Origin of the sequence: Streptomyces sp. NPDC006296 (genome assembly GCF_040613235.1) — a bacterium.
In the GTDB taxonomy this organism is placed as follows: Bacteria; Actinomycetota; Actinomycetes; order Streptomycetales; family Streptomycetaceae; genus Streptomyces.
Genome location: NZ_JBEXRT010000042.1, coordinates 1 through 24,327 on the forward strand (window position 1 = coordinate 1; position 24,327 = coordinate 24,327).

General features: G+C 73.6%; 19 protein-coding genes. 10 read left to right on the plus strand and 9 right to left on the minus strand.

Annotation, left to right across the window (positions count from 1 at the left end; translation table 11 throughout):
• Positions 1 to 168: 168 nt before the first annotated feature.
• A complete protein-coding gene (locus ABZ172_RS24715) occupies positions 169 to 435 on the minus strand; it encodes a DUF5133 domain-containing protein (protein ID WP_356886521.1) in 267 nt (88 codons plus the stop codon).
• A 195-nt stretch (positions 436 to 630) separates the two neighbouring features.
• Here ABZ172_RS24715 and ABZ172_RS24720 point away from each other — a divergent pair, with 195 nt between their 5' ends.
• Positions 631 to 1,302: a DUF998 domain-containing protein gene (locus tag ABZ172_RS24720; protein ID WP_356886523.1), complete on the plus strand. Its 672-nt coding sequence runs from the start codon at positions 631 to 633 to the stop codon at positions 1,300 to 1,302.
• A 48-nt stretch (positions 1,303 to 1,350) separates the two neighbouring features.
• On the opposite strand, the gene ABZ172_RS24725 is transcribed toward ABZ172_RS24720, so the two are convergent.
• From ABZ172_RS24725 to kdpF, 4 genes are read right to left on the minus strand one after another with little or no spacing between them, the layout of a single operon-like run.
• Complete coding sequence (locus ABZ172_RS24725) at positions 1,351 to 2,025, minus strand: potassium-transporting ATPase subunit C (protein WP_356886525.1); 675 nt, start codon at positions 2,023 to 2,025, stop codon at positions 1,351 to 1,353.
• A 21-nt stretch (positions 2,026 to 2,046) separates the two neighbouring features.
• Entirely contained in the window at positions 2,047 to 4,146 is a 2,100-nt protein-coding gene (kdpB, locus tag ABZ172_RS24730; RefSeq protein WP_356886527.1) for a potassium-transporting ATPase subunit KdpB, read from the minus strand.
• Entirely contained in the window at positions 4,143 to 5,807 is a 1,665-nt protein-coding gene (gene kdpA, locus ABZ172_RS24735; RefSeq protein WP_356886529.1) for a potassium-transporting ATPase subunit KdpA, read from the minus strand. Before kdpA ends, kdpB begins: the two co-directional genes overlap by 4 nt.
• An 8-nt stretch (positions 5,808 to 5,815) precedes the next feature.
• On the minus strand, positions 5,816 to 5,905 hold the full coding sequence (gene kdpF / locus ABZ172_RS24740; RefSeq protein ID WP_356886531.1) for a K(+)-transporting ATPase subunit F: 90 nt from the start codon (positions 5,903 to 5,905) through the stop codon (positions 5,816 to 5,818).
• Between the two features lie 453 nt (positions 5,906 to 6,358).
• Between kdpF and ABZ172_RS24745 the strand changes: the two genes are divergently transcribed.
• From ABZ172_RS24745 to ABZ172_RS24755, 3 genes are all read left to right on the plus strand, one after another.
• Complete coding sequence (locus tag ABZ172_RS24745) at positions 6,359 to 6,928, plus strand: WHG domain-containing protein (protein ID WP_356886533.1); 570 nt, start codon at positions 6,359 to 6,361, stop codon at positions 6,926 to 6,928.
• Positions 6,929 to 6,987: 59 nt separating this feature from the next.
• A complete protein-coding gene (locus ABZ172_RS24750) occupies positions 6,988 to 8,187 on the plus strand; it encodes an SGNH/GDSL hydrolase family protein (RefSeq protein ID WP_356886535.1) in 1,200 nt (399 codons plus the stop codon).
• 111 nt (positions 8,188 to 8,298) lie between these two features.
• Positions 8,299 to 10,461 (plus strand): SpoIIE family protein phosphatase, encoded by a 2,163-nt coding sequence (locus tag ABZ172_RS24755; RefSeq protein ID WP_356886537.1) that lies wholly within the window; start codon positions 8,299 to 8,301, stop codon positions 10,459 to 10,461.
• Between the two features lie 46 nt (positions 10,462 to 10,507).
• Here ABZ172_RS24755 and ABZ172_RS24760 read toward each other — a convergent pair whose 3' ends face one another.
• The 4 genes from ABZ172_RS24760 to ABZ172_RS24775 form a co-directional block, all read right to left on the minus strand.
• A complete protein-coding gene (locus tag ABZ172_RS24760; RefSeq protein ID WP_356886539.1) occupies positions 10,508 to 11,953 on the minus strand; it encodes a glyceraldehyde-3-phosphate dehydrogenase in 1,446 nt (481 codons plus the stop codon).
• A 464-nt stretch (positions 11,954 to 12,417) separates the two neighbouring features.
• Positions 12,418 to 14,124, minus strand: a complete 1,707-nt coding sequence (locus ABZ172_RS24765; RefSeq protein WP_356886541.1) for an FAD-dependent oxidoreductase — start codon at positions 14,122 to 14,124, stop codon at positions 12,418 to 12,420.
• A 9-nt stretch (positions 14,125 to 14,133) separates the two neighbouring features.
• Positions 14,134 to 15,048 (minus strand): diiron oxygenase, encoded by a 915-nt coding sequence (locus ABZ172_RS24770; RefSeq protein ID WP_356886543.1) that lies wholly within the window; start codon positions 15,046 to 15,048, stop codon positions 14,134 to 14,136.
• 302 nt (positions 15,049 to 15,350) lie between these two features.
• Positions 15,351 to 16,268 (minus strand): UbiA family prenyltransferase, encoded by a 918-nt coding sequence (locus ABZ172_RS24775; RefSeq protein WP_356886545.1) that lies wholly within the window; start codon positions 16,266 to 16,268, stop codon positions 15,351 to 15,353.
• A 121-nt stretch (positions 16,269 to 16,389) separates the two neighbouring features.
• Here ABZ172_RS24775 and ABZ172_RS24780 point away from each other — a divergent pair, with 121 nt between their 5' ends.
• From ABZ172_RS24780 to ABZ172_RS24805, 6 genes are all read left to right on the plus strand, one after another.
• A complete protein-coding gene (locus ABZ172_RS24780; protein WP_356886547.1) occupies positions 16,390 to 17,448 on the plus strand; it encodes a 3-oxoacyl-[acyl-carrier-protein] synthase III C-terminal domain-containing protein in 1,059 nt (352 codons plus the stop codon).
• A 13-nt stretch (positions 17,449 to 17,461) separates the two neighbouring features.
• Positions 17,462 to 18,001: an isoprenylcysteine carboxyl methyltransferase family protein gene (locus ABZ172_RS24785; RefSeq protein WP_356886549.1), complete on the plus strand. Its 540-nt coding sequence runs from the start codon at positions 17,462 to 17,464 to the stop codon at positions 17,999 to 18,001.
• A complete protein-coding gene (locus ABZ172_RS24790; protein WP_356886551.1) occupies positions 17,998 to 19,011 on the plus strand; it encodes an FAD-dependent monooxygenase in 1,014 nt (337 codons plus the stop codon). The genes ABZ172_RS24785 and ABZ172_RS24790 overlap by 4 nt, the downstream gene beginning before the upstream one ends.
• A 243-nt stretch (positions 19,012 to 19,254) precedes the next feature.
• Entirely contained in the window at positions 19,255 to 19,944 is a 690-nt protein-coding gene (locus tag ABZ172_RS24795; RefSeq protein ID WP_356886607.1) for a DUF2071 domain-containing protein, read from the plus strand.
• A 272-nt stretch (positions 19,945 to 20,216) separates the two neighbouring features.
• Positions 20,217 to 22,919, plus strand: coding sequence for a SpoIIE family protein phosphatase (locus tag ABZ172_RS24800; RefSeq protein ID WP_356886553.1), 2,703 nt, complete (start codon positions 20,217 to 20,219; stop codon positions 22,917 to 22,919).
• 595 nt (positions 22,920 to 23,514) lie between these two features.
• On the plus strand, positions 23,515 to 24,276 hold the full coding sequence (locus ABZ172_RS24805; protein ID WP_356886555.1) for a DeoR/GlpR family DNA-binding transcription regulator: 762 nt from the start codon (positions 23,515 to 23,517) through the stop codon (positions 24,274 to 24,276).
• Positions 24,277 to 24,327: the final 51 nt, after the last annotated feature.

The following is a 24,327-nucleotide window of genomic DNA, read 5'->3' on the forward strand; positions in this document are numbered from 1 at the left end:
GACGGCGTCATGGCCCTTATGGACGGTTCGCAGCCGAGCCCGCACCACCGAGATCTACACGTCACCTTATACACTCTTTCCCTCCCCGACGCTCTTCCGATCTCCGGACCCGGACCGGGCCGGCGGTGCGCCGGCCGCCGCGTCGCGGCACCGGCGCGCGGCCGCCGGTCAGGCGGCCTGGAGGTCTTCGTCCCGCGGAGCGCCGACGGTGCGGCGGAGCTCGGGGGAGGGGATCGCCGGCCGTGCTCCGAGCATGGCGTCGGCGGTGTGCAGGGCCTGCGGGACCGCCTGTGTGCCGGTCATCACACACAGGGTGTAGGCGGCGTCCTCGACCGCGCGGGCGGTCACGTCCGTGGGACGCCGCGCGTCCTCGATCCGTGCGTCCGCGTAACGGGCCAGGGCCACTCTCAGGTCCTGCGGGCTGGGTGTCAGCACAGGGTTCTCCTCCGGGTTCGTCCAACATCCGATACGGGGGTCCCGGGGCACAGGGCCGGGACAGGCCCAGCGGTGCGGTTCACACTCCGTCATATGACCCGGTATCACGCGTCTACCCCCTCACCGGCGGAGTACACGGCGGTTCGCCAGCGTGTACACCGGGCTGTCCCGGTCCGGGCGATCTACCGTTCACCGATGCGATCTGTCCCGTGGTGGGTCCTGTTCTCCTCGGTCTGCGCCCCGGTCCTCCTGGTCGGCGGCTGGACGGTCTCGGCGGAGCTCCAGGGGCCCGGCTACGACCCCGCGTCGACGACGATCAGCATCCTCGCCTCCGACGGCGCCGCCGGGTACTGGGTGATGACCCCGGCCCTGCTCGCCCTGGGCATCTGCCACGTGGTCACCGCGTCCGGACTGCGGCCCGCAGCGCCCTCCGGACGGGCGGCGCTGGCCGGCGGGGGACTCTCGGCGATGCTGCTGGCCCTGTTCCCGGCACCGAGCAGCGGCGGATCGTTCGCCCACGGGGTGGTGGTGGCCGTGGGCTTCTCCCTGCTCGCGGTGTGGCCGGTCCTCGCCGTACGGCGCCGGGCCGGGGACCCGCCCGCCGCGCCGGTGCGGGCCGCGGACCCGTTGCGGCGCCCCACCGTCCCGCCCCGGGGCGTAACCGCACCGTGGGGGCTGCGGCCCGCGCCCTCCGCGACGGCCGCCGGGCTGATGTGGCTCGGCGGGGCCTGGTTCCTGCTCGCCCTGTACCTGCTCGACACCGCGGGGGCCGCCGAGCGCGTCCTGACGTTCGCGCAGTCGTTCTGGCCGCTCGTCGTGGCCGTCTCCTGCTTCCGGCACGCGGCGGACGACGGGCCGCCGGACTGATCCGGCGCCCGCGCCCGCCGTACCCGGACCGGCCGGCGCCGGGCCCGGTCAGGCGCCGCGCGCCTGCCTGAGCGCGATGTTGAGCTCCAGGACGTTGACCCGGGGCTCGCCCATGAACCCCAGGGTGCGCCCCTCGGTGTGCGCGGCGACCAGCCCCGCCACCTGCCGGACGGGCAGGCCGTTCCGCTCGGCGACCCGGTGGACCTGGAGCTTCGCGTACGCGGGGGAGATGTCCGGGTCGAGGCCCGATCCGGAGGAGGTCACCGCGTCGGCCGGCACGTCCTCGGGCCGCACCCGGTGGCCCGGGACGGAGTTGTCCGCCACCACCGCCGCCTTCGCCTCCGTCACCCATGCCGTCAGGTCGGCGTCGTCCGCCGCTCGGTTGGTGGCGCCGGACAGGAGCAGCGAGTAGCGGAGGTTGACGCCGTTGACGCCCAGCCCGTTCGACGGACGGGGCTGGAACCACCTGAGGTCCGGCCGCGCCACCTCGTCCGGGTCGTCCGGGTCCTGCTTCGGCAGGTCGTACCGCTGCCCGATCAGGGACGATCCGACGGTGCGCCCGCCGTCCCGGACCTCGGAGCCGTCGGCCCGTCCGCCGAGGAGCCCCTGGGCGACGCCCGTGACCGCCAGTGGATAGAGGAGTCCGCAGACGACGCTGAGGACGAGCAGGGCGCGCAGCCCCGCCCCGAGCAGCCGGGCGGTGTTCTTGAGGGAGGTGTTCATGACTGATCGGCCGTTTCTGGTTCAGGAGAGCCCGGGGACGAGGGAGAGCAGCAGGTCGACGGCCTTGATCCCGAGGAACGGGGCGACCAGGCCGCCGAGCCCGTAGACCGCGAGATTGCGGCGCAGCATCCGGTCCGCGCTCGTCGGCCGGTACCTGACCCCCTTGAGGGCGAGCGGTACGAGGGCGACGATGATCAGCGCGTTGAAGACGACCGCGGACAGGATCGCGGACTGCGGTGAGGCGAGCCCCATCACGTTCAGCCGGTCCAGGCCCGGGTACACCACGGCGAACATGGCCGGGATGATCGCGAAGTACTTCGCGACGTCGTTGGCGAGGGAGAACGTGGTGAGGGCGCCCCGGGTGATGAGGAGCTGCTTGCCGATCCCGACGATCTCGATGAGCTTGGTGGGGTCGGAGTCCAGGTCCACCATGTTCCCGGCCTCCTTGGCGGCGGAGGTGCCGGTGTTCATCGCCACACCGACGTCCGCCTGGGCGAGCGCGGGGGCGTCGTTGGTGCCGTCGCCCGTCATCGCGACGAGTTTGCCGCCCGCCTGCTCCCGTTTGATGAGGGCCATCTTGTCCTCGGGGGTCGCCTCGGCGAGGAAGTCGTCGACCCCCGCCTCCTCGGCGATCGCCCGGGCGGTCAGCGGGTTGTCACCCGTGATCATGACCGTCCTGATGCCCATCCGGCGCAGCTCGTCGAACCGCTCCCGCATCCCGGGCTTGACGACGTCCTTCAGGTGGACGACGCCGAGGACCCGGGCGCCCTTCCGGTCCTCGACGGCGACCAGCAGCGGTGTGCCGCCGGCCGCCGCGATCCGGTCGGCCAGCGGGCCGGCGTCGTCGGCGACGCGGCCGCCCCGCTCCCGCACCCAGGCCACGACCGAACCGGCCGCCCCCTTGCGGGCCCTGAGGCCGTCCACGTCCACACCCGACATACGGGTCCGGGCCGTGAAGGCGATCCAGTCGGCGTCGGCGAGCTCGTCCGTGCGGCGTTCGCGCAGGCCGTACCTCTCCTGCGCGAGCAGCACCACCGAGCGGCCCTCGGGGGTCTCGTCGGCCAGCGACGACAGCTGCGCCGCTTCCGCCAGCTCCTCCTCCGTCACCCCGTCCACCGGTACGAACGCCGCGGCCTGCCGGTTCCCCAGCGTGATCGTGCCGGTCTTGTCGAGCAGCAGCGTCGAGACGTCACCCGCCGCCTCCACCGCGCGCCCCGACAGGGCGAGGACGTTGCGCTGGACGAGCCGGTCCATGCCCGCGATCCCGATCGCGGAGAGCAGCGCCCCGATGGTCGTCGGGATGAGGCAGACCAGCAGCGCGGTGAGCACGATCAGGGACTGCCGCGCCCCCGCGTGGACCGCGAACGGCTGGAGCGTCACCACGGCGAGCAGGAACACGACGGTCAGCGACGCCAGCAGGATGTCGAGCGCGATCTCGTTGGGCGTCTTCTGCCGGGCGGCACCCTCGACGAGGGCGATCATCCGGTCGATGAAGGTCTCACCCGGCTTGGTGGTGATCCTGACGACGATCCGGTCGGACAGCACCTTCGTGCCGCCCGTGACGGCACTGCGGTCGCCGCCGGACTCCCGGATCACCGGGGCGGACTCGCCGGTGATCGCCGACTCGTCGACCGACGCGACCCCCTCGACGACGTCGCCGTCGCCGGGGACGACGTCGCCCGCCTCGCAGACGACCAGGTCGCCGATCCGCAGCTCCGTGCCGGGCACCCCGACCTCCTCGCCGCCCTCCAGACGGCGGGCGACGGTGCCGGTCCTGGCCCGGCGCAGGGTGTCGGCCTGCGCCTTGCCGCGGCCCTCGGCGACCGCCTCGGCGAGATTGGCGAAGACGACGGTCAGCCACAGCCAGGCCGCGATGGCCCAGCCGAACAGGTCGCCCGGGTCCAGGAGCGCCAGGACGGTGGTGAGCACCGAACCGACCAGCACCACGAACATGACCGGGGACCTGGCCATCAGGCGCGGATCGAGCTTCCGCACCGCGTCCGGGAGGGACCTGAGCAGCTGCCGCGGGTCGAAGAGCCCCCCGCCGACCCGGCCGGAAGGGGCGCCCGCGGCGCCGGACGGGCCCTCGTGCGGGGCGCGGACAGGGGTGGCGGTGCTCATGAGGCGAGCCCTTCGGCGAGCGGACCCAGTGCCAGGGCCGGGAAGTAGGTCAGACCGGTGAGGACGAGGATCGTGCCGACCAGCAGGCCCGAGAAGAGCGGCTTGTCGGTGCGCAGGGTGCCCGCGGTGTCGGGGACGGGCCGCTGCCCGGCGAGCGAGCCGGCCAGCGCCAGGACGAACACGATCGGCAGGAAGCGGCCGAGCAGCATCACGATCCCGAGGGTGGTGTTGAACCACTGGGTGTCGGCGTTGAGACCGGCGAAAGCGGAGCCGTTGTTGTTGGCGCCCGAGGTGTAGGCGTAGAGGATCTCGGAGAAGCCGTGGGCCCCGCTGTTCGCCATGGAGTCCGGCGGGGTCGGCAGGACCAGTGCCACGGCGGTGAAGCAGAGCACCAGCGCCGGGGTGATCAGGATGTAGCACGCCGCGAGCTTGATCTGGCGGGTCCCGATCTTCTTGCCCAGGTACTCCGGGGTCCGGCCGACCATCAGACCGGCGATGAACACCGCGATGACCGCCATGACGAGCATGCCGTACAGGCCGGAACCGACACCGCCCGGCGCGATCTCGCCCAGTTGCATGCCCAGCAGGGTGATGCCGCCGCCGAATCCCGTGTACGAGGAGTGGAAGGAGTTGACCGCACCGGTCGAGGTGAGGGTGGTCGCCACGGCGAAGAGGGACGATCCGGCGATGCCGAAGCGGGTCTCCTTGCCCTCCATGGCCCCGCCGGCCAGCTCCAGGGCCGGACCGCGGTGGGCGGACTCGGTCCACAGCATCAGGGCGGTGAAGCCGATCCAGATGACGGCCATCGTGGCCAGCAGGGCGTAGCCCTGCCGGAGGTTGCCGGCCATCCGGCCGAACGTCCGGGTCAGCGCGAACGGGATCAGCAGGATCAGGAAGATCTCGAAGAGGTTGGAGAAGGGCGTCGGGTTCTCGAAGGGGTGGGCCGAGTTGGCGTTGAAGTAGCCCCCGCCGTTCGTCCCCAGCTCCTTGACGACCTCCTGCGAGGCGACCGCTCCGCCGTTCCACTGCTGGGTGCCGCCGGTGAACTGCCCGACCTCGTGGATGCCCGCGAAGTTCTGGACGACCCCGCACGCCACGAGCACGACGGCGCCGACCACGGCGAGGGGCAGCAGGATGCGCACGGTGCCGCGGACCAGGTCCGCCCAGAAGTTGCCGAGCTCACCGGTGCGGGAGTGCGTGAACCCGCGTACGAGGGCCACGGCCACGGCCATGCCGACCGCGGCCGAGACGAAGTTCTGCACCGCGAGGCCGCCGGTCTGGACGACGTGGCCCATGGCCTGTTCGCCGTAGTACGACTGCCAGTTGGTGTTCGACACGAAGGAGGCCGCGGTGTTGAACGCCTGGTCCGGGTCGATCGACACGAAGCCGAGCGAGCCGGGGAGGACTCCCTGGAACCGCTGGAGGGCGTACAGGAAGAGGACGCCCACCGCGGAGAAGGCGAGCACGGCGCGCAGATAGGCGGTCCAGCGCATTGAGGCCGAGGGATTCGCTCCGACGGCACGGTAGATCCATTTCTCCGGCCGGTAATGCTTTTCGGAGGCGTACACCCGGGCCATGTGGTCGCCGAGCGGGCGATAGGCCAGGGCGAGTGCGGAGATCAAGGCGAGCAATTGCAGCGCGCCGGCTGTCACGGGGCTCATGGCGAGCGTCAGAACCTCTCCGGGTACACGAGCGCGAGGACGAGGTAGACCAGCAGGGAGACGGCCACGACCAGGCCGGTTATGTTCTCGGCGGTCACAGCTTCGTCACCCCCCGGGCGACGAGGGCCACCAGTGCGAATACCGCGACCGTGGTGGCGACGAAGGCCAGATCGGCCATCGTGAGCTCCTGGGTGAAGTGAGGGAAAGGGACATCGGCCGGGACGGCCGAACAGAAGTGAATCGCGGGAATGCCGCAGGTCCTGAGCCGTTGACGGGCTCCTGACGAATGCGCCGCATTTCTTGACGCGGCCCGTACGCCGGAGGACCGCTCCGCACTCCGGCGTACGGGCCACGGCCTCATCGGCGTCCCGTCCGCGGACGCGCCGGGGGTCTCCGGCGCCCGGTCGGCGGCCCCGCCCGGCCCGGCCCGTCGCGGACCGGGCGCCGGTGCCCCGGGCTCGCCCGGCGGATCGCCGACCTAATGCACCTAGCGATTTGCCTAGTAGGCCTAGGTAGATGCATAATCGAATCTGTCGAAAGGGAGCGTGGTCATGGCACGAGCAGGTCTCACACCCGAACGCCTGACGCGGGCCGGAGCGGAACTGGCCGACGAGGTCGGCTTCGACAAGGTGACCGTCGCGGCCCTGGCCAGGCAGTTCGGCGTCAAGGACGCGAGCCTCTACTCGCACCTGAAGAACTCCCAGGACCTCAGGACGAGGATCGCCCTGCTGGCCCTGGAGGAGCTCGCCGACCGGGTCTCCGCGGCCCTGGCCGGCCGGGCGGGCAAGGACGCCCTGGAGGCGTTCGCCAACGCCTACCGCGACTACGCCAGGGAGCACCCCGGGCGCTACGACGCGGCCCGGCTCAGGCTCGACCCCGCCACGGCCGCCGCCGGCGCCGGCCCCCGGCACTCCCAGATGTCACGGGCCGTCCTGCGCGGCTACGACCTGGCGGAGCCGGACCAGACACACGCGGTCCGGCTGCTGGGCAGCGTCTTCCACGGCTACATCAGCCTGGAGTCGGCCGGCGGCTTCGACCACAGCAGGCCCGGCTCCCAGGAGAGCTGGTCACGCGTCCTGGACGCCCTCGACGCCCTGCTGCGGAACTGGCCCGCGCCCTGACCCCGGCGGGCCCCCGCGACACGACCGAACCCCACCCACCTCCGGACAGGCGGCCGACCATGACCACCCCCTCCCCGCTCCTCACCACCCCGCTCAGCGAGGACCTGGTACGCGGAGCACTCGACCTGGAGCGCACCGCGCACGGCCTGCTGCCGCACCGGCTGCCCGCCCGCGCCCGCGCCCAGAACACCGACGGCCAGCTCGCCATGGCCGAGGCCCAGCCGTCCGGTGTGCGGATCGCCCTGCGCACCCGCGCCACCCTCGTCGAGCTGGACACCCTGCCCACCAAGCGGGACTACGCGGGCGCCCCGCCCCGGCCGGACGGGGTCTACGACCTGCTCGTGGACGGCCGCCTCACGGACCAGGCCCGTGCGAGCGGGGGCAACACCCTGTTCATCGACATGGCCGCCGGGACCGCCGAGACCCGGCCCGGCCCGGCCGGCACCGTCCGCTTCGGCGGACTGGCCGACCACCTCAAGGACATCGAGATCTGGCTGCCCCACAACGAGACCACCGAGCTGATCGCCCTGCGCACCGACGCCCCCGTCGAACCGGTCCCGGCCACCGGCCGCGCGGTGTGGCTGCACCACGGCAGCTCGATCAGCCAGGGCTCCGACGCGGCGAGCCCCACCACCACCTGGCCGGCCGTCGCCGCCGCACTCGGCGGGGTGGAGCTGGTCAACCTCGGCTACGCCGGCGGCGCCCTGCTCGACCCGTTCACCGCCCGCGCCCTGCGCGACACCCCGGCGGACCTGATCAGCGTCAAGGCCGGCATCAACCTGGTCAACAGCGACGCCATGCGGCTGCGCGCCTTCACCCCGGCGGTCCACGGGTTCCTCGACACCGTCCGCGAGGGGCACCCGACCACACCGCTGCTGGTCGTCTCGCCCGTTCTGTGCCCCATCCACGAGCACACACCGGGCCCCTGCGCCCCGGACTACAGCGCCCTGAGCGAGGGCAGGGTGGGCTTCCGCGCCACGGGGGACCCGGCCGAGACCGCTGCCGGAAAGCTCACCCTGGGCATCGTCCGGGACGAGCTCGCCCGCATCGTCGGGCAGCGGGCCGCCGATGACCCGAACCTGCACCTCCTCGACGGCCGCGAGCTCTACGGCGAGGCGGACTCCGCGGTGCTGCCGCTCCCCGACGGCCTGCACCCGGACGCGGCCACGCACCGGCTCATGGGCGAACGCTTCGCGAAACTGGCGCTGGGACCCGGCGGTCCGCTCGCCCCCGCCCGGCACCGGCACGATCAGCTGTGAGCGGGGGAGGGGCCGGTTGAGAGGCGGAACCCGCCGAGGCATTCTGGAACCGAGGCCGCGTATCCCGCGTGCGGAGTGACCCGCCTGGCGGGGAGGACGAGTGATGCGCCCATGAGCACGGACGGGACGGGCCGCACGGGCCCGCCGCCGGACAGCGGTGCGCCCACCCCGCCGGCCGCGGGCGCCGGACCGCCGCCGGGGGCGCCCTCCGACGAGGAACGCGCCCGGATCCTGGAGCAGCTGCCGGTGCCGGTCGGCTACTTCGGCCCGGACGTGCTGCTCACCATGGCCAACCGGGCCGCGGATGACTCGGTCGGCCGGTCCGAGGCGGCCCTGCTCGGGCTGCGGCCCGGGGAGGTCGAGCCTGGTCTGTTCCTGGAGGGCGGGGAAGGACTGGCCGGGGCCATCGAGCGGGTGCTGCGGACGGGCCAGGGGGAGCCGTACGAGACGCACCTGACCGACGAGAGCGGCGAGCACATCTGGCAGGCCGCGCTGTCCCCCGTCCGGGACGCCGCGGGCGAGGTCCGGGGGGTGTCCGTGGTGGCACTCGACACCACCGACCAGTACTGGGCGCGCCGCCGCCTCGCCGTGCTGAACAAGGCCAGCATGCGGATCGGCAGCACCCTCGACGTCGGCCGCACCGCCGAGGAGCTCGTGGCGCTCGCCGTGGAGGACTTCGCCGACTTCGCCAACGTCGACCTGCTGTCCGAGGTGCTGACCGGCGACGAGGCGCGGTCGGTGCTGAACCGGGAGTCGATCACCTTCCACCGGGCCGCCCAGCGCTCCGTCCTCGAGGGATGTCCCGAGTCGGTCGTCGAGGTCGGCGACACCCACACCTACGACCGTGACTCCGTGGTGGGCCGCGCGCTGGTCCAGGGAGAACCGGTGCGCCTGGACCTCGACGAGGAGGCGCCGGGGCCGTGGACCGCGGACGCCGGACGGCTGCGGAGCCTGCGCGACCACGAGATCCACGCGGTGATGGTGGTCCCGCTGCGGGCCCGCGGCATCACCCTCGGCACCACCCTGTTCTGCCGGCACCGGACCCCCGGGGCGTTCGGCGCCGCGGATCTGCAGCTCGCCGCCGAAATCGTGTCCCGGGCCGCCGTGTGCGTCGACAACGCCCGGCGCTACACCCGCGAGCGGTCCACCGCCCTCGCCCTCCAGCGCAGCCTGCTGCCCCGCCGGGCCGCCCGCCAGCAGGCGGTCGACGTCACGGCGCGCTACGTCCCGAACACCAACGACGCGGGCATCGGCGGGGACTGGTTCGACGTCATCCCGCTGTCCGGCGCCCGGGTCGCCCTGGTGGTCGGTGACGTCCTCGGCCACGGACTCCACGCCTCGGCCACCATGGGCCGGCTCCGCACCGCCGTCCGGACGCTCGCCGACGTCGACCTCGCCCCCGACGAACTCCTCACCCAGCTCGACGACCTGGCGCTCACCCTCGACCGGGAACAGCCCGCGGGCGGCCCGGAGGGCGGGCAGGTCGCCGGGGCCACCTGTCTGTACGCCGTCTACGACCCGGCCACCGGACACTGCACGATGGCACGGGCCGGCCATCCCGAGCCGGTCGTGGCCCGCCCCGACGGCAGCACCGAGCAGCTGCGGCTGCCCTCCGGACCGCCGCTCGGACTCGGCGGACAGCCCTTCGGGGCGGCCGAGTTCGAGCTCCCCGAGGGCAGCCGCCTCGCCCTCTACACGGACGGCCTGATCGAGACGGCGGGCAGGGAAGCCGGGCAGGCGGTCGCCGAGCTGCGCGATCTGCTCGGCCGGACCTCGGACTCCCTCGAAGAGGCCTGCGACACGGTCATGGAGACACTGGTCCCCGAGCATCCGACCGACGACGTGGCCCTGCTGCTGGCCCGCACCCGCCGCCTGGACGCCGGCCACTACGCCGCGTGGGACCTGCCCGCCGATCCGGCCGTCGTCGCGAACGCCCGCCGGCGCGCCGCCGCCCAGCTCACTCGCTGGGGCCTGGACGACGCGGTGTTCACCACCGAACTGGTCGTCAGCGAGCTGGTCACCAACGCCATCCGGCACGGCAGCGATCCCATCCGGCTCCGCCTCATCCGGGACACCGCGCTCGTCTGCGAGGTCTTCGACGGCAGCAGCACCGCCCCGCACCTGCGCCGCGCCCGGACGGACGACGAGGGCGGACGCGGACTCCTGCTCGTCGCGAGCCTCACCGAGCGCTGGGGCACCCGCTACACCGGTGCGGGCAAGGCGATCTGGGCCGAACAGCCGCTGCCGGGCGCGGAGGGGCCGGACCCGGTCTGAGTCCGGCCGGGGGCTCACCGCGCGGAGAGCCCCCGGCCGCGCCCGGTCAGACCGCCGGCGCCGGGTAGGTCGGGTACTCGACCCCGGAGACGTGCTGGACCACCCGGATGACCTGGGAGGAGTAGCCGAACTCGTTGTCGTACCAGAGGTAGAGGATCGCGTTGTCGCCCTCGACCTTGGTGGCGCCCGCGTCGACGATCGAGGCGTGGCGGGAGCCGATGAAGTCGCTCGACACCGCGTCGGGAGCGGTGATGAAGTCGATCTGGCGCCTGAGCGGCGAGGTCAGCGACACGGTGCGGAGGTGTTCGAGGACCTCCTCGCGGTCGGTGCCCCGTGCCAGCTGCAGGTTCAGGATCGCGATCGAGACGTCCGGGACCGGGACCCGGATCGAGCTGCCGGTGATCTTCGCGTCGAGATCGGGCAGTGCCTTGGTGACGGCGGAGGCGGCACCCGTCTCGGTGATGACCATGTTCAGCGGCGCCGACCGGCCGCGCCGGTCGGAGTTGTGGTAGTTGTCCAGCAGGTTCTGGTCGTTGGTGAACGAGTGGACGGTCTCCACGTGGCCGCGCAGCACGCCGTACTCGTCCGCCATCGCCTTCAGCGGCGGGACGATCGCGTTGGTGGTGCAGGAGGCGCAGGAGATGATCTGCTCGTCCGGCTTGATCATGTCCTGGTTGACGCCGTGCACGACGTTGGGGACGTCGCCCTTGCCCGGCGCGGTCAGGACGACCTTCGCGATGCCGGGACGGAGGTGCTGGGACAGGCCCTCACGGTCGCGCCAGCGGCCCGTGTTGTCGATGAGGATGGCGTCCTTGATGCCGTGCGCCGTGTAGTCCACGGCCGTCGGGTCGTCGGAGTAGATCACCTGGATCTCGTTGCCGTTGGCGATGATCCTGCTGTTCGCCTCGTCGACGGTGATCGTGCCCTGGAACTGTCCGTGGATGGAGTCGCGGCGCAGCAGCGAGGCGCGCTTCACGATGTCCTGCCCGGCGCCCCGGCGCACGACGATGGCGCGCAGCCGCAGGCCGTTGCCCGAACCGGTCTTCTCGATGAGCAGGCGGGCCAGGAGGCGGCCGATGCGGCCGAAGCCGTAGAGGACCACGTCACGCGCCTCGCGGCGCTCCGTCTTGTTGTCGCCCGTGGCGCCGGCCACCGCCTCGGCGGTGAAGTCCTCCACCGACAGCCCGCGGTCGTCGCTCCGGTGCGCGGCGGCCAGGATGCCCAGGTCGATCTGGGACGGGCCGAGGTCGAGCGTGGTGAGCGCCCGCAGGAACGGCAGCGTCTCGACGACCGAGAGCTCCTGGCCGGCTATCTGCCGGGCGAAGCGGTGGGTCTTGAGGATGCTGACCACCGACTTGTTCACCAGGGAGCGGCTGTGGATCAGGACCGTGACGTCCTGTTCCCGGTGCAGCTTCCCGATGATCGGGATCATCGACTCCGCGATCTCCTCGCGGGTCTTCCAATGGGTGAACGAGTCCTCGGTGGCAGTCACAAGTCCATCTTTCGAGCTAGGCGGTGCTCATATGTTAACCGCACCCGATTTTCGATCAAGTGATCGGTGCCACCGGGGGATCCGGCGCGGACGGTTTGCCGCCGGATGAGGGAAAAGTCCGGTGCCCGCCCCGTGTCCACGCGGACACGGGGCGGGCACCGGAAGGGCGATCGTGTGTGCGCAGCCGCCTCGGGCGCCGCGGCCTGCCGTGCGCGCCGGAACCGCCAGGCTGCTTCGGTACCGGCCCGGCAGCGTCAGCGCCGGGGCCGGCCTTCGCCTCGCCACTCGAGTAGCAGGGCCGAAGGCGTCCAGGACGCTCCCGCTGCTCACCGTGCAGGCGCGCCCTCCCTGTCCGGTTCGAGGCTGGCGTCGAAGCGGCACGGCAGGGAGGTGAACCGGTCCGTCCTTGGTAGGCGAGGAGGTTCGTCTTGACAGCGGACTCGCCGGGCCCGGGCCCGGCCGGCTCAGCCGGACATCCGGCGGCGGCCGCCCTTCGCCGCGGCGACCAGCTCGGGAACGGTCGCCAGCTTGACCCTGGGGCGGCCGTCGCGGCGCCCCAGCGCCAGCTCGGTGCGCTCGATCTCCGCCAGACCGCGGGCGTCCACGAGCCGCCGGTTGCGGCGCCGTGTGAGCCGCCGGAAGGCCTTCGCCCCGTGCTCCGGTGAGGGCAGCGCACCGCGGACCGCGTCGTCCAGGAGGGTGCCCACGGTCTCGGCGGCGCAGGTCCGGTTGGCCCCGATGCCGCCCGAGGGGCCGCGCTTGATCCATCCCACGACGTACGTACCCGGCCGGCCGTCCACCCGTCCGCCCTCGTGCGGCACCGTGCCCGTCGCCTCGTCGAACGGCAGCCCGTCGACCGGCAGCCCGCGCCGGCCCACGGCCCGCAGCAGCAGCCCGGCGGAGATCTCCCGGCCGGACGCGTTCCCCGGACCGGCCGTCGTGTCCGCGCCGCCCGCCGCGCGGTCCGTGCCGTCCGTCACCCGGACCGCGCCGACCGTGCCGTCCGTGACCCGGGGCAGGGCCTCCACCGGTGCGGAGTGGAAGCGGAACACGATCCGTCGCCCGGCCGGCGGCGGGCCCGACCAGTCGACGGCCTCACGGGTGACGCCCCGCAGCAGCGCGGCCCTGTCACCCGGAGCGGCGGCGTCGATGGCCGCACCGGTCCGCGGGTCGTGGTCGTCGACCACCAGCTCCACACCGGGCAGGTGGGTGAGCGCGATCAGCTCGGACGAGGTGTACGCGGCGTCCTCGGGGCCCCGCCGCCCCAGCAGCACCACCTCGCGCACCGAGCCGGCGCGCAGCGCCTCCAGGGCGTGGTGCGCGATGTCCCCCGCGGCCAGCGCCTCCGGGTCGGACACCAGGATCCGTGCCGCGTCGAGCGCGACATTGCCGTTGCCGACCACGACGGCCCGCTCCGCGGACAGGTCCACGGCGTCCGGGGCGACCTCGGGGTGGGCGTTGTACCAGGAGACGAACGTCGTCGCGCAGATGCTGCCGGCCAGGTCCTCGCCCGGGATGCCGAGCCGCCGGCCTGCCGACGCGCCGACGGCGTAGACCACCGCGTCGTGGTGTGCGGCCAGTTCCGCGTGGCTGACGTCCCGGCCCACTTCGAGGCCCAGGTGCATGCGCACCCGCGGATGCGTGTGGAACCGGGCGAAGGTGTCGCCGGCCTTCTTCGTGGACAGGTGGTCGGGCGCCACCCCGTAGCGGATGAGCCCGCCCGCGACGGGCAGCCGGTCGATGAGCGTCACCTCGGCCGAGGTGTGCAGCAGCAGGTCCTCGGCCGCGTACATCCCCGCCGGTCCCGTGCCCACCACCGCGACCCGCAGCGGGGCGAAGTCCGAGGGCAGGCTGCGGGTGAAGGCGGGCGCGCCCCACACGTGGAAGTTCGGCCCCTCGGGGTCCTGTCCGGAGTCCCGCCCGGCGAAGTACGCCGCGTTGAGCGGACCGTACTCCGCCTGCGCGGCGGGGAGGCTGTCCACGGGGAAGACGGCCTCCACCGGGCAGGCGTCGGCGCAGGCCCCGCAGTCGATGCACGACTTCGGGTCGATGTACAGCATCTCCGTCCGGCCGAAGTCCGGCTCCTCCGGCGTCGGATGGATGCAGTTGACGGGACACACCGAGACACAGGTGGCGTCGCTGCAGCACGTCTGGGTGATGGCGTAGGTCATGTCGTCCGCTCAGATCAGGTGGGCACGCTTGTAGAAGACCATCGCGGGCTTGGTGAGCAGGCGGGCCGAGGCCAGGAAGTCCATCAGGCCCGAGCAGCTCGAACGCATCATGGACTTGTGGTGCTCGTTGGCCTTCGCCTCGCGGCGGGCGCGCTTCCCGTCCAGCCCGGCGTGGGCGTAGACGTCCTTGTTCACCATGCTGGTGACGATGACGTACGACGCGATCGCGATGACCAGGGCGTTGATCCGGCGCCGCACGGGGCCCGCACCGCTGAGGTGCTTGCGGGTCTCGGCCCGGGCGAACTTCATGTGCCGGGACTCCTCCACGACGTGGATGTTGTTGATGGTGCGGACGAAGGGCACCACCCGTTCGTCCCGCATCCAGTCGCGCTGCATCACGTCGAGGACCTCCTCCGCGACGAGGATCGCCGCGTACGCCGCCTCCCCGAACGCCAGCGTCTTGAAGGCCCGCCCCAGTTCCACCGCGAACCGGTGCGGCCGGTACGCCGGAGCGCCCAGCTTCTGGGCGCCGCGGGCGAACATGATGGAGTGCCGGCACTCCTCGGCTATCTCGGTGAGCGCCCACTGGACGTCCGCGCTGGTGGGGTCCTTCGCGTAGACGTCGCGCAGGACCATCTGCTGCAGGATCATCTCGAACCAGATGCCGGTGCTGGCCACCGACGCGGCTTCCTGCCGGGTCAGCTCCCGGCGCTGCGCCTCGGTCAGCTCGCTCCAGTACGCCGTGCCGTACAGGGTGCTCCACTCGGGACTCGCGCCGTGGAACTCCTTGTCCAGCGGCGTCTCCCAGTCGACCTCGGTGGCGGGGTCGTAGGCCAGCGTGGCGGCCGAAGCGAGCAGGCGGCGGGTGAGGTGGTCCTCGGGTGCGCGGTCCTCCGCGTCCGGTCGAACGGTGCTGCTTGCCATGGTGCGGCTCCTCGGTTCGTCAGCGATGTCCCTGGTGCTGTCACCTGTGCGTCGTCGGTGACGGTTCGTCATGGGCCCTCAGGGCGGCCGGAGATGACGGCAGCCCTCGGCGAAGGGCCGGTTCCGGCCGATGCCGGGCGGCCTTCCGTCCTCCTTGTTAGACGGAAGGTATAGCAAGGAGGACGGGTGAGCCTACCCCCCAGTAAGAAATGTGCGCCGATCCCCGCGATATCTCCTCGCGCGCACCCCTCCACGGGCGCGTTCCGGGCCCCGGGAGAGGGCTCGGGGCGTCCCGCCACTCGTCAGGCGACCCCCGTGCCCCGCGCCAGCAGCAGCACCACATCGGCCGCCGCCACCACGACCGTCCCCGCGAGCGCCCCCTTGCGCCACGGCCTCCTGCGCCGCGCCCCGGTGCTCCGCCTGCCCGCCGGGCGCGGACCGGCGCACCGGGTGCACGCCGGCACGGCGCAGACGGCGACCCCGCCGAGGGCGGTGACGGCGGCCGGGCCCGGCGCTCCCGGGGGCCCCAGGACCAGCACCGCGGTCGCCGCGGCCAAGGGGAGCGGGAGCAGCCGCCGGGTGCGCGCCGCGCCCAGCCGCTGGGGGAGACCGCGGACCCCCGCCCGCAGATCCGCCGCGATGTCCGGCAGCACGTCGCCCAGATGGGCCGCGACACCGAGCAGCGCCCCCGCCGCCACCGCCCACCACGCGGGCCACGGGCCGCCGGGCAGGCTCAGGGCGACCAGGCACGGAAGACCGCCGAAGCCGATCGCGTACGGCAGCCAGGACAGCACCGTCTCCTTGAGCCTCAGGTTGTACGCCCACGCCGCCAGGACCCCGGTGAGGTGCACGGCGCCCGCCAGGGCGCCGCACGCGAACGACAGCACCACGCACAGGGCCAGCGCGGTGAACGCCGCACCCCACACCGTCCGCGGCGCCGTCGAGCCCCGGGCGACCGGTTTCCCGCGGCGCCCCGCCTCGGCGTCACGGACCGCGTCATGGGCGTCGTTGCACCAGCCCACCGAGAGCTGCCCGGTCAGCACGGCCGCGGTGACCAGGACCCGGCGGCCGTTCCCCGGGCCCGAGCCCACGGCGAGCGCCGCGGCGAGCACCGTCACCGCCGCGACCGGGCCCGGATGGCAGGACAGCGCCAACTCCCGCAGCACCCGCGGCCGGTGCGGGGCGCGGACGGGTGCGGGCGGCCGGTCCGTGAGGTCCACGGGGCGATCGTAGGGACCGCCGGGGGCGGGAACACGTCAGCCGCGCCCATCACATATGCCTGGATTTGTTGCGTTCTGTGGGCAGGATGGGCGGCATGACCTCTCCCCAGCGGTGGCCAGGGTGACCCGGATCGCGGCGGTGCACGGAGTCCTCCCACCGCACCGCCACGCCCAGCGGGCCGTCACCGACATGGTCGCGCGCACCTGCCTGCCGCACGGGACCGACCGCCGGGTGCTGGACCGCCTCCACGCCAACGCGGGAGTACGCACCCGGAACACGGTGCTGCCCCTGGAGAGCTACGCCGGCCTCGACGGCTTCGGGGCGGCCAACGACGTCTACATCACCGCGGCCGTCGACCTCGGCGCCGAAGCCGTCCGGGGCGCGCTGCGCACGGCGGGGCTGCGGCCCGCCGACGTCGACCTGCTGATGTTCACCTCGGTCACCGGGATCGCCGCACCCTCCGTCGACGCCCGGCTCGTCGGACGCCTCGGACTCCGCCCCGACGTCAAACGCCTCCCCGTCTTCGGACTGGGCTGCGTCGCCGGCGCCGCCGGAGTGGCGCGGCTGCACGACTACCTGCACGGCCACCCCGGGCAGGTCGCCGTGCTGCTCTCCGTCGAACTCTGCTCGCTGACCTTCCAGCGCGACGACGCGAGCCCCGCGAACCTGGTCGCGACCGCCCTGTTCGGCGACGGCGCGGCGGCCGCGGTCCTCGTCGGCGACGCCCACCCGGCGCCGGTGGACGGACCCGAGGTCGTGGACACCCGCAGCCGCCTCTACCCGGACACCGGACACCTCATGGGCTGGGACATCCGCGGCTCCGGCTTCGGCGTGGTGCTGGACCCCGCCGTCCCCGACGTCGTACGCCGGTACCTCGCGGAGGACGTCACGGGCTTCCTGGAACCGCACGGACTGAAAACGAAGGACATCGCCCGCTGGGTGAGCCACCCCGGCGGCCCCCGCATCCTGGAGGCCGTCGCCGACGCCCTGTCCCTGCCCGAGGACGCCCTCGACCTCACCCGGCGTTCGCTGGCGGAGACCGGCAACCTCTCCTCGTCCTCGGTCCTGCACGTCCTGCGGGACACGATGGAGCGGCGCAGGCCCGAACCGGGCACGCCCGGCCTGCTCATGGCCATGGGTCCCGGCTTCTGCTGCGAACTGGTGCTGCTGCGCTGGTAGTCCGGAGGAACACATGATCTGGTACACGGCCCTCGTCCTGGCCGTCGCCGCCGAACGCGCCGCCGAGCTCGCGGTGGCGCTCCGCAACTCCCGCTGGAGCCTGGCCCGGGGCGGCGTCGAGACCGGCCGCGGGCACTACCCCGCCATGGTCGCCCTGCACACCGCGCTGCTCCTCGCCTGCCTCGCCGAGACCTGGCTGGCCGGGCGCCCCTTCACGGCACCGTACGGCTGGATCATGGCCGCGGTGGTCCTCGCGGCGCAGGGCCTGCGCTGGTGGTGCGTCCGCACCCTGGGACGCCGCTGGAACACCCGCGTCATCGTCGTCCCCGGGCTCCCCCTGGTCACCGGCGGCCCCTACCGGTGGCTGCGCCACCCGAACTACGCGGCGGTCGCCGCCGAGGGCGCGGCCCTCCCGCTCGTCCACGGCGCCTGGGTGACCGCCGTCCTGTTCACCGCGCTCAACGCGGTCCTCCTGGCCGTACGCATCCGGTGCGAGGACGGCGCACTCGCCGCCGCACCGGTACGCCCCGGGACGGTGGACGCGCGGACGTGATCGACATCCTGGTGGCGGGCGGCGGACCGGCCGGACTCGCGGCGGCGATCAGGGCCGCAACCGCCGGTCTGGAGGCCGTCGTCGTCGAACCCCGGCCGCTGCCCGTGGACAAGGCCTGCGGCGAGGGGATCATGCCCAGCGGGGTGGCCGCCCTGCACGCACTGGGGATCGCCCCGGCGGGCCGAGCGCTCCGCGGGATCGCCTATGTCGAGGGGGACCGCAGGGCGGAGGCCGTCTTCCGGGACCGCCCCGGGCTCGGAGTGCGCCGCACCGCCCTGCACGCCGCCCTGCACCGGCGCGCCACGGAGCTCGGGGTGCGCGTCGTCACGGGACGGGCGGGGGAGGTGCGCCAGGACGACACGTGTGTCACCGCGGCGGGGCTGACGGCACGCTGGCTCATCGCCGCCGACGGTCTGCACTCCCCGGTGCGCCGCTCGCTCGGTCTCGACCGCCCCAGCCCCGCACCGCGCCGGTACGGTCTGCGCCGCCACTACCGGACCGCCCCCTGGACGGACTGCGTGGAGGTGCACTGGTCGCGCGAGGGGGAGGCGTACGTGACACCGGTCGGGGACGACCTGGTCGGGGTCGCCGTGCTCAGCCGCCACCGCCGCCCCTACGCACAGCACCTGGCCGCCTTCCCCGCGCTGGCCGGCAGGCTCCGGGGACTGGAGGACGGCCCGGTCCGGGGCGCCGGGCCGCTGCGCCGGACGGCGCGCACCCCGCGGGCCGGCCGGGTCCTGCTGGCCGGGGACGCGGCGGGCTACGTCGACGCGCTCACCGGCGAGGGCATCGCCCTGGCGACGGCGACCGCGACGGCGGCGGTCGACTGCCTCGCGGCCCACCGGCCCGAGGCCTACCCGGCCCGGTGGGCGCGGCTGACACGACGCCACCGCCTGCTCACCGGGGCCCTGCTGAGAGCCGCGGGACACCCGTCGACCGCTGGGCTGATCGTGCCCGCCGCGCACCGCCTGCCCGCACTGTTCGGCGCGGCGGTGCGCGCCCTCCAGTAGCCGCCCCCGCACCGGCGCCCCTCCCGCACCGGTGTCCCTCCTGCACCGGCTCCGTGGGGCACCGGCGTCCCGACCCGTGGGGAACCGGCCGCTTCCCGTCCGGCCGCTCCCGGCCGGATCCCGGCGCCCACCCCCGGTCGCGGAGCCTCCCGTACCACCTCGCGCGCCCTCTGCCATGCTGGCGGGGTGCCGCCCACAGCCCGTACGCCGCAGCCCGTGACCCCCGATCCGCCGTACCCGGCGATGAACCCGCTGATGACGCAGTCCTGGCTGGACCTGGCCTTCCTGCACTGGGCGGCCGACCCCGCGGACGTGGCGCCGCTCCTGCCGGCCGGCACCGTCCCGGACACCCTGGACGGAGTGACCTACGTCGGACTCGTCGCGTTCCGGATGTACCGCGTCGGCTGGTCCCGCCTCCCCGGCATCCCCTATCTGGGCACCTTCCCGGAGACCAACGTCCGGCTGTACTCCCGTGACGCGCAGGGCAGGCGCGGAGTGGTCTTCCGCTCGCTGGACGCCTCCCGGCTGATCCCGGTGGCCGTCGCCCGCGCCGCCTTCCGGCTGCCCTACGTGTGGTCCCGGATGACGATCCGGCGCGAGGCCGACACCTTCACCTACACCAGCAGCAGGCGCCTGTTCGGGCCGCGCGGCGCCCGCAGCCGGATCGTGCTGCGCACCGGGCCGCCCATCGGGGAACCCAGCGAGCTGGAGCACTTCCTCACCGCGCGCTGGGGCCTGCACAACAGCGTCCTCGGGCGCACCCGGTACCTCCCGAACGCGCACCCCCGCTGGCCGCTGCACCGCGCGCACCTCCTGGAGTGCGACGAGAACCTGGTGACGGCGGCCGGGCTGCCCGCACCCGTCGGCGAGCCCGCGAGCGTCCTGTACTCGCCCGGGGTCCCGGTGCGCTTCGGCCGCCCCGCCCCCGGATGAGCGCCCCCGGCCGTGCGGGGGCCGCCGCGACGGGGCGGTGACGCGCGGGGCCCCGACGCCCCGAAGGGCCCCCGGCCGGCGGGCCCGTGCCGGGCACCCGCGCCCTCCCGGACGCCGGGCCGCGCCTCCGGGACCGCCCCCGCTCGCCCGCGCGGACGGCTGAGCTGCGGGAACACCCGCCGGCACCCGCGAGTCCCGCTCCCGGACGCACGCCTCCGGGAGCCACCGCGCACGGCTCGCCCGGCGTATGGCCAGGGTGTAGAAAGGGGGGCATGGCCGGACGCTACGGCCGCCCGCGTAGGTTTCTCCGTATGAGAAGCCTCGCTGGTCAGGTCTTCCTCCTGCAGGTGGCGATCGTGGTGTTGCTCGTCGCTGCCTCCGCGAGTGCGCTCGTGCTGCAGTCCCGCGCGGACAGCGAACGCGAGGCGCGCAACCGCTCGGTCGCGGTCGCGGAGGCCTTCGCCAACGCCCCCGGCACGGAAGCCGCGTTGAAGAGCTCCGACCCCACCGCCGTGCTCCAGCCGAAGGCCGAGGCGGCCCGCAAGAGGTCCGGCGTCGACTTCGTCGTCGTCCTGGGGCGCGACGGTATCCGGTACACCCACCCGCTGCCCGACCGGATCGGCAAGAAGTTCGTCGGCGAGGTGGGACCCGCCCTCGGCGGCCGCGTCGTGACGGAGAAGATCAACGGCACCATCGGCCCGCTCGTCCAGGCCGTGGTGCCGGTGTTCGGCGCGAACGGCCGCGTCGTGGGGCTGGTGTCCGCCGGCATCACCATCAGCAAGGTCAGCGGGGTCGCCGAGGACCAGTTCCCGCTCCTCTTCGGCTCGGCCGCCGGGATACTGCTGCTCGCCATGGCGGGCACGGCGCTGGTCACCCGGCGTCTGCAACGCCAGACGCACGGGCTCGACCCGACCGAGATGACCCGGATGTACGAGCACCACGACGCCGTCCTGCACGCCGTGCGGGAGGGCGTGGTCATCGTCGGCGGCGACCGCCGGCTGCTGCTCGCCAACGACGAGGCGCGCCGCCTCCTCGGCCTCGGCCCGCAGGTCGAGGGCGTACCCGTGTCCGCGCTCGGTCTCGACCCGGTGATCAGCACCCTGCTGACCTCCGGGCGCATCGCCACCGACGAGGTGCACTCCGTCGGAGACCGCCTGCTCGCCGTCAGCCAGCGGGCCACCGACCAGGACGGCGGCCCGCCCGGCAACGTCACGACCCTGCGGGACACCACGGAGCTCCAGGCCCTCAGCGGCAAGGCCGCCACGGCGCGCGGCCGGCTCACGCTCCTCTACGACGCCGGAACGGAGATCGGCACCGCGCTCGACGTCGTCCGCACCTGCGAGGAACTGGCGGAGTTCGCCACCGGCAGGTTCGCCGACTACGCGACCGTGGACCTGGCCGAGGGCGTGCTCCGCGGGGAGGAGCCCACCGCCGTCCGGGCCACCACCGACGGCCTGCGCCGCTCGGCGTTCAGCGGCGCCCGCGACGACACGGGCCTCCACCCCCTGGGCTCCGTCATCCGCTACCTGCCGGACACGGAGGTCGGGGCCGGCCTGCTCAGGGGCCGGTCGGTGCTCGACCCCGACCTCACCCGGCGCGCCGGCTGGCAGCAGCAGAACCCGGAGCGGGCCGAACGCATCATCGAGTGCGGCTTCCACTCGCTGATCGCCGTCCCCATACGCGCCAGGGGCGTCGTCCTCGGCGTGGCCATGTTCTGGCGCGCTCAGCGGCCCGAGCCGTTCGAGGACGAGGACCTGTCCGTCGCGGAGGAGATCGTCGCCCGCGCCGCCGTGAGCATGGACAACGCGCGCCGCTACGCACGCGAGCACAACGTGGCGGTCACCCTGCAGCGCAGCCTGCTGCCGCAGGGGCTCCCGGACCAGAGCGCCATCGACGCCGCCTACCGCTACCTCCCGGCCCAGGCCGGGCTGGGCGGCCTCGGCGGGGTCGGCGGCGACTGGTTCGACATCATCCCGCTGCCCGGCGCCCGGGTCGCCCTCGTCGTCGGAGACGTGGTCGGACACGGACTCCACGCCGCCGCCACCATGGGACGCCTCCGTACGGCGGTGCACAACTTCTCCAGCCTGGACCTGCCCCCCGACGAGCTGCTGTGGCACCTCGACGAACTGGTGACCCGCATCGACCTGGACGAGTCGGCCAACGGCTCCGACGGGGCCGGGGTCACCGGGGCCACCTGCCTCTACGCGATCTACGACCCGGCCTCGGGCCGCTGCACGATGGCGCGGGCCGGCCACCTCCAGCCCGTGATCGTCAGCCCCGAGGGCGAGGCGGTGTTCGCGGACGTGCCCGGCGGCCCGCCGCTGGGCCTCGGCGGCATGCCCTTCGAGACCCTCGACGTACAGCTCCCGCAGGACAGCCGGCTGGTGCTGTACACCGACGGGCTGGTCGAGGACCGGCGCCGGGACATCGACGAGGGGCTCGAACTGCTGCGCGGGACCCTGTCCGGGCACCCCGACCGGACACCGGAGGAGACCTGCGAGGCCGTCCTGCGCGGCCTCGTACCGGCCCGCGCCCGTGACGACATCGCGCTGCTCGTCGGCCGCACCCGCCGCCTGGACGCGGAGAACGTGGCCGAGTGGGACGTCCCCTCCGACCCCTCGGCGGTGGGCCGGGTCCGCTCCGACGTGTCCCGCAGACTCGCGGAGTGGGGCCTCGCCGAGGAGGCCTTCACGACCGAACTGATCCTCAGCGAGCTCGTCACCAACTCCATCCGCTACGCCACCGGACCCATCCGCGTCCGCCTGATCCGGGACAGGACCCTCATCTGCGAGGTGTCGGACCGCAGCAGCACCTCTCCGCATCTGCGCCAGGCGGCCAGCATGGACGAGGGGGGCAGGGGACTGTTCCTCGTCGCCCAGATGGCCGAACGCTGGGGCACGCGCTACACCGACGACGGCGGCAAGGTCATCTGGACGGAACAGGACCTGCAGCCCGGAGCGGACAGGCCGTCCTGACCCGGCCCGCCGTGGCGTCGTGAGGCCACGGCCCCGCGGTACCACGGCGTCGCGGCCCCGCAAGCGTCCCCGGCGGACCGCGACGGCCCCCAGGGCCCCTCCGGGCGCCCCGCGGACCCCGCGGACCGAACGGGCGCCGGAGGCGCCGAGGAGGGCCCTGCGGGGGCACGCGCGTCGGTCCCGGGAGGCGCCTGAATCGCCGCTGCCCGGAAGGGCGGACACGAGCCGAGAGGGTCCCCGAGGCCCCGCAGACGCACATTCTCGGCCGAAATCATGTTGTGCAGTGTGGAATCAGGCATTTTCGAGACGTTCCTCCTGCGCGCCGCACGCGGTCGTGCTATCTGCGCCGGCCCTCGGCGACCACGAACGGGCGCCGAACGGGCGCCCCTGCCGGTCAAACAGGCGCCTGCGGCGTGCCCGAACTCACCGACTCCCAGGCCACCGCTACGAAATCCTGTGAGCGAACGGGCATGAACGGGCACAGCCCGTGGCGCGAAGGTGCTGGTCGTACTGCCGTCCCTGCTTGTACAAACGAGGCGTGGGCCCGAACGGACGCCGGACCCGCACCGGATCCGTACTAGTGCAGGGATGTGTCGTGGGCACCGAGGAACGCCGGCGGGGAATTCTCGAGACGGCCCGACAGGACGGGTCGGTCGACGTGAACCGGCTGGCCGAGCACTTCGAGGTGGCCAAGGAGACCATCAGGCGCGACCTGCACACCCTGGAGGAGCACGGTCTCGTGCGGCGTACGCACGGGGGCGCGTACCCGGTCGAGAGCGCCGGGTTCGAGACGACCCTGGCGATGCGCACCACGCACCACGTCCCGCAGAAGTCCCGGATCGCCAAGGCGGCCGCCGACCTGCTCGGCGACGCCGAGACGGTCTTCGTCGACGAGGGCTTCACCCCGCAGCTCATCGCCGAGGCCCTGCCCAAGGACCGGCCGCTGACGGTGGTCACGGCCTCCCTGGCCGTCGCCACCGTCCTCGCGGACGCGGAGAAGACCGCCGTGCTCCTGCTCGGCGGACGCCTGCGCGGCAGCACCATGGCGACCGTCGACCACTGGGCCACCCGGATGCTCGCCGACTTCGTCATCGACCTGGCCTACGTCGGAGCGAACGGCATCTCCCGCCAGTACGGGCTGACCACGCCTGACCCGGCGGTCGGCGAGGTCAAGGCGCAGGCCATGCGCAGCGCCCGCCGCCGCGTCTTCGCCGGGGTCCACTCGAAGTTCGGCGCGGTGAGCTTCTGCCGCTTCGCGGGGGTCGGCGACTTCGAGGCCGTGGTCACCGACACCGGGCTGCCCTCCGCCGAGGCACAGCGCTACTCCTTGCTGGGCCCCAACGTGATCCGGGTCTGATCCCCGCCCGGACCCGCCCCGCCACCACCCCGTCCCGGCCCCGGGCCCGGG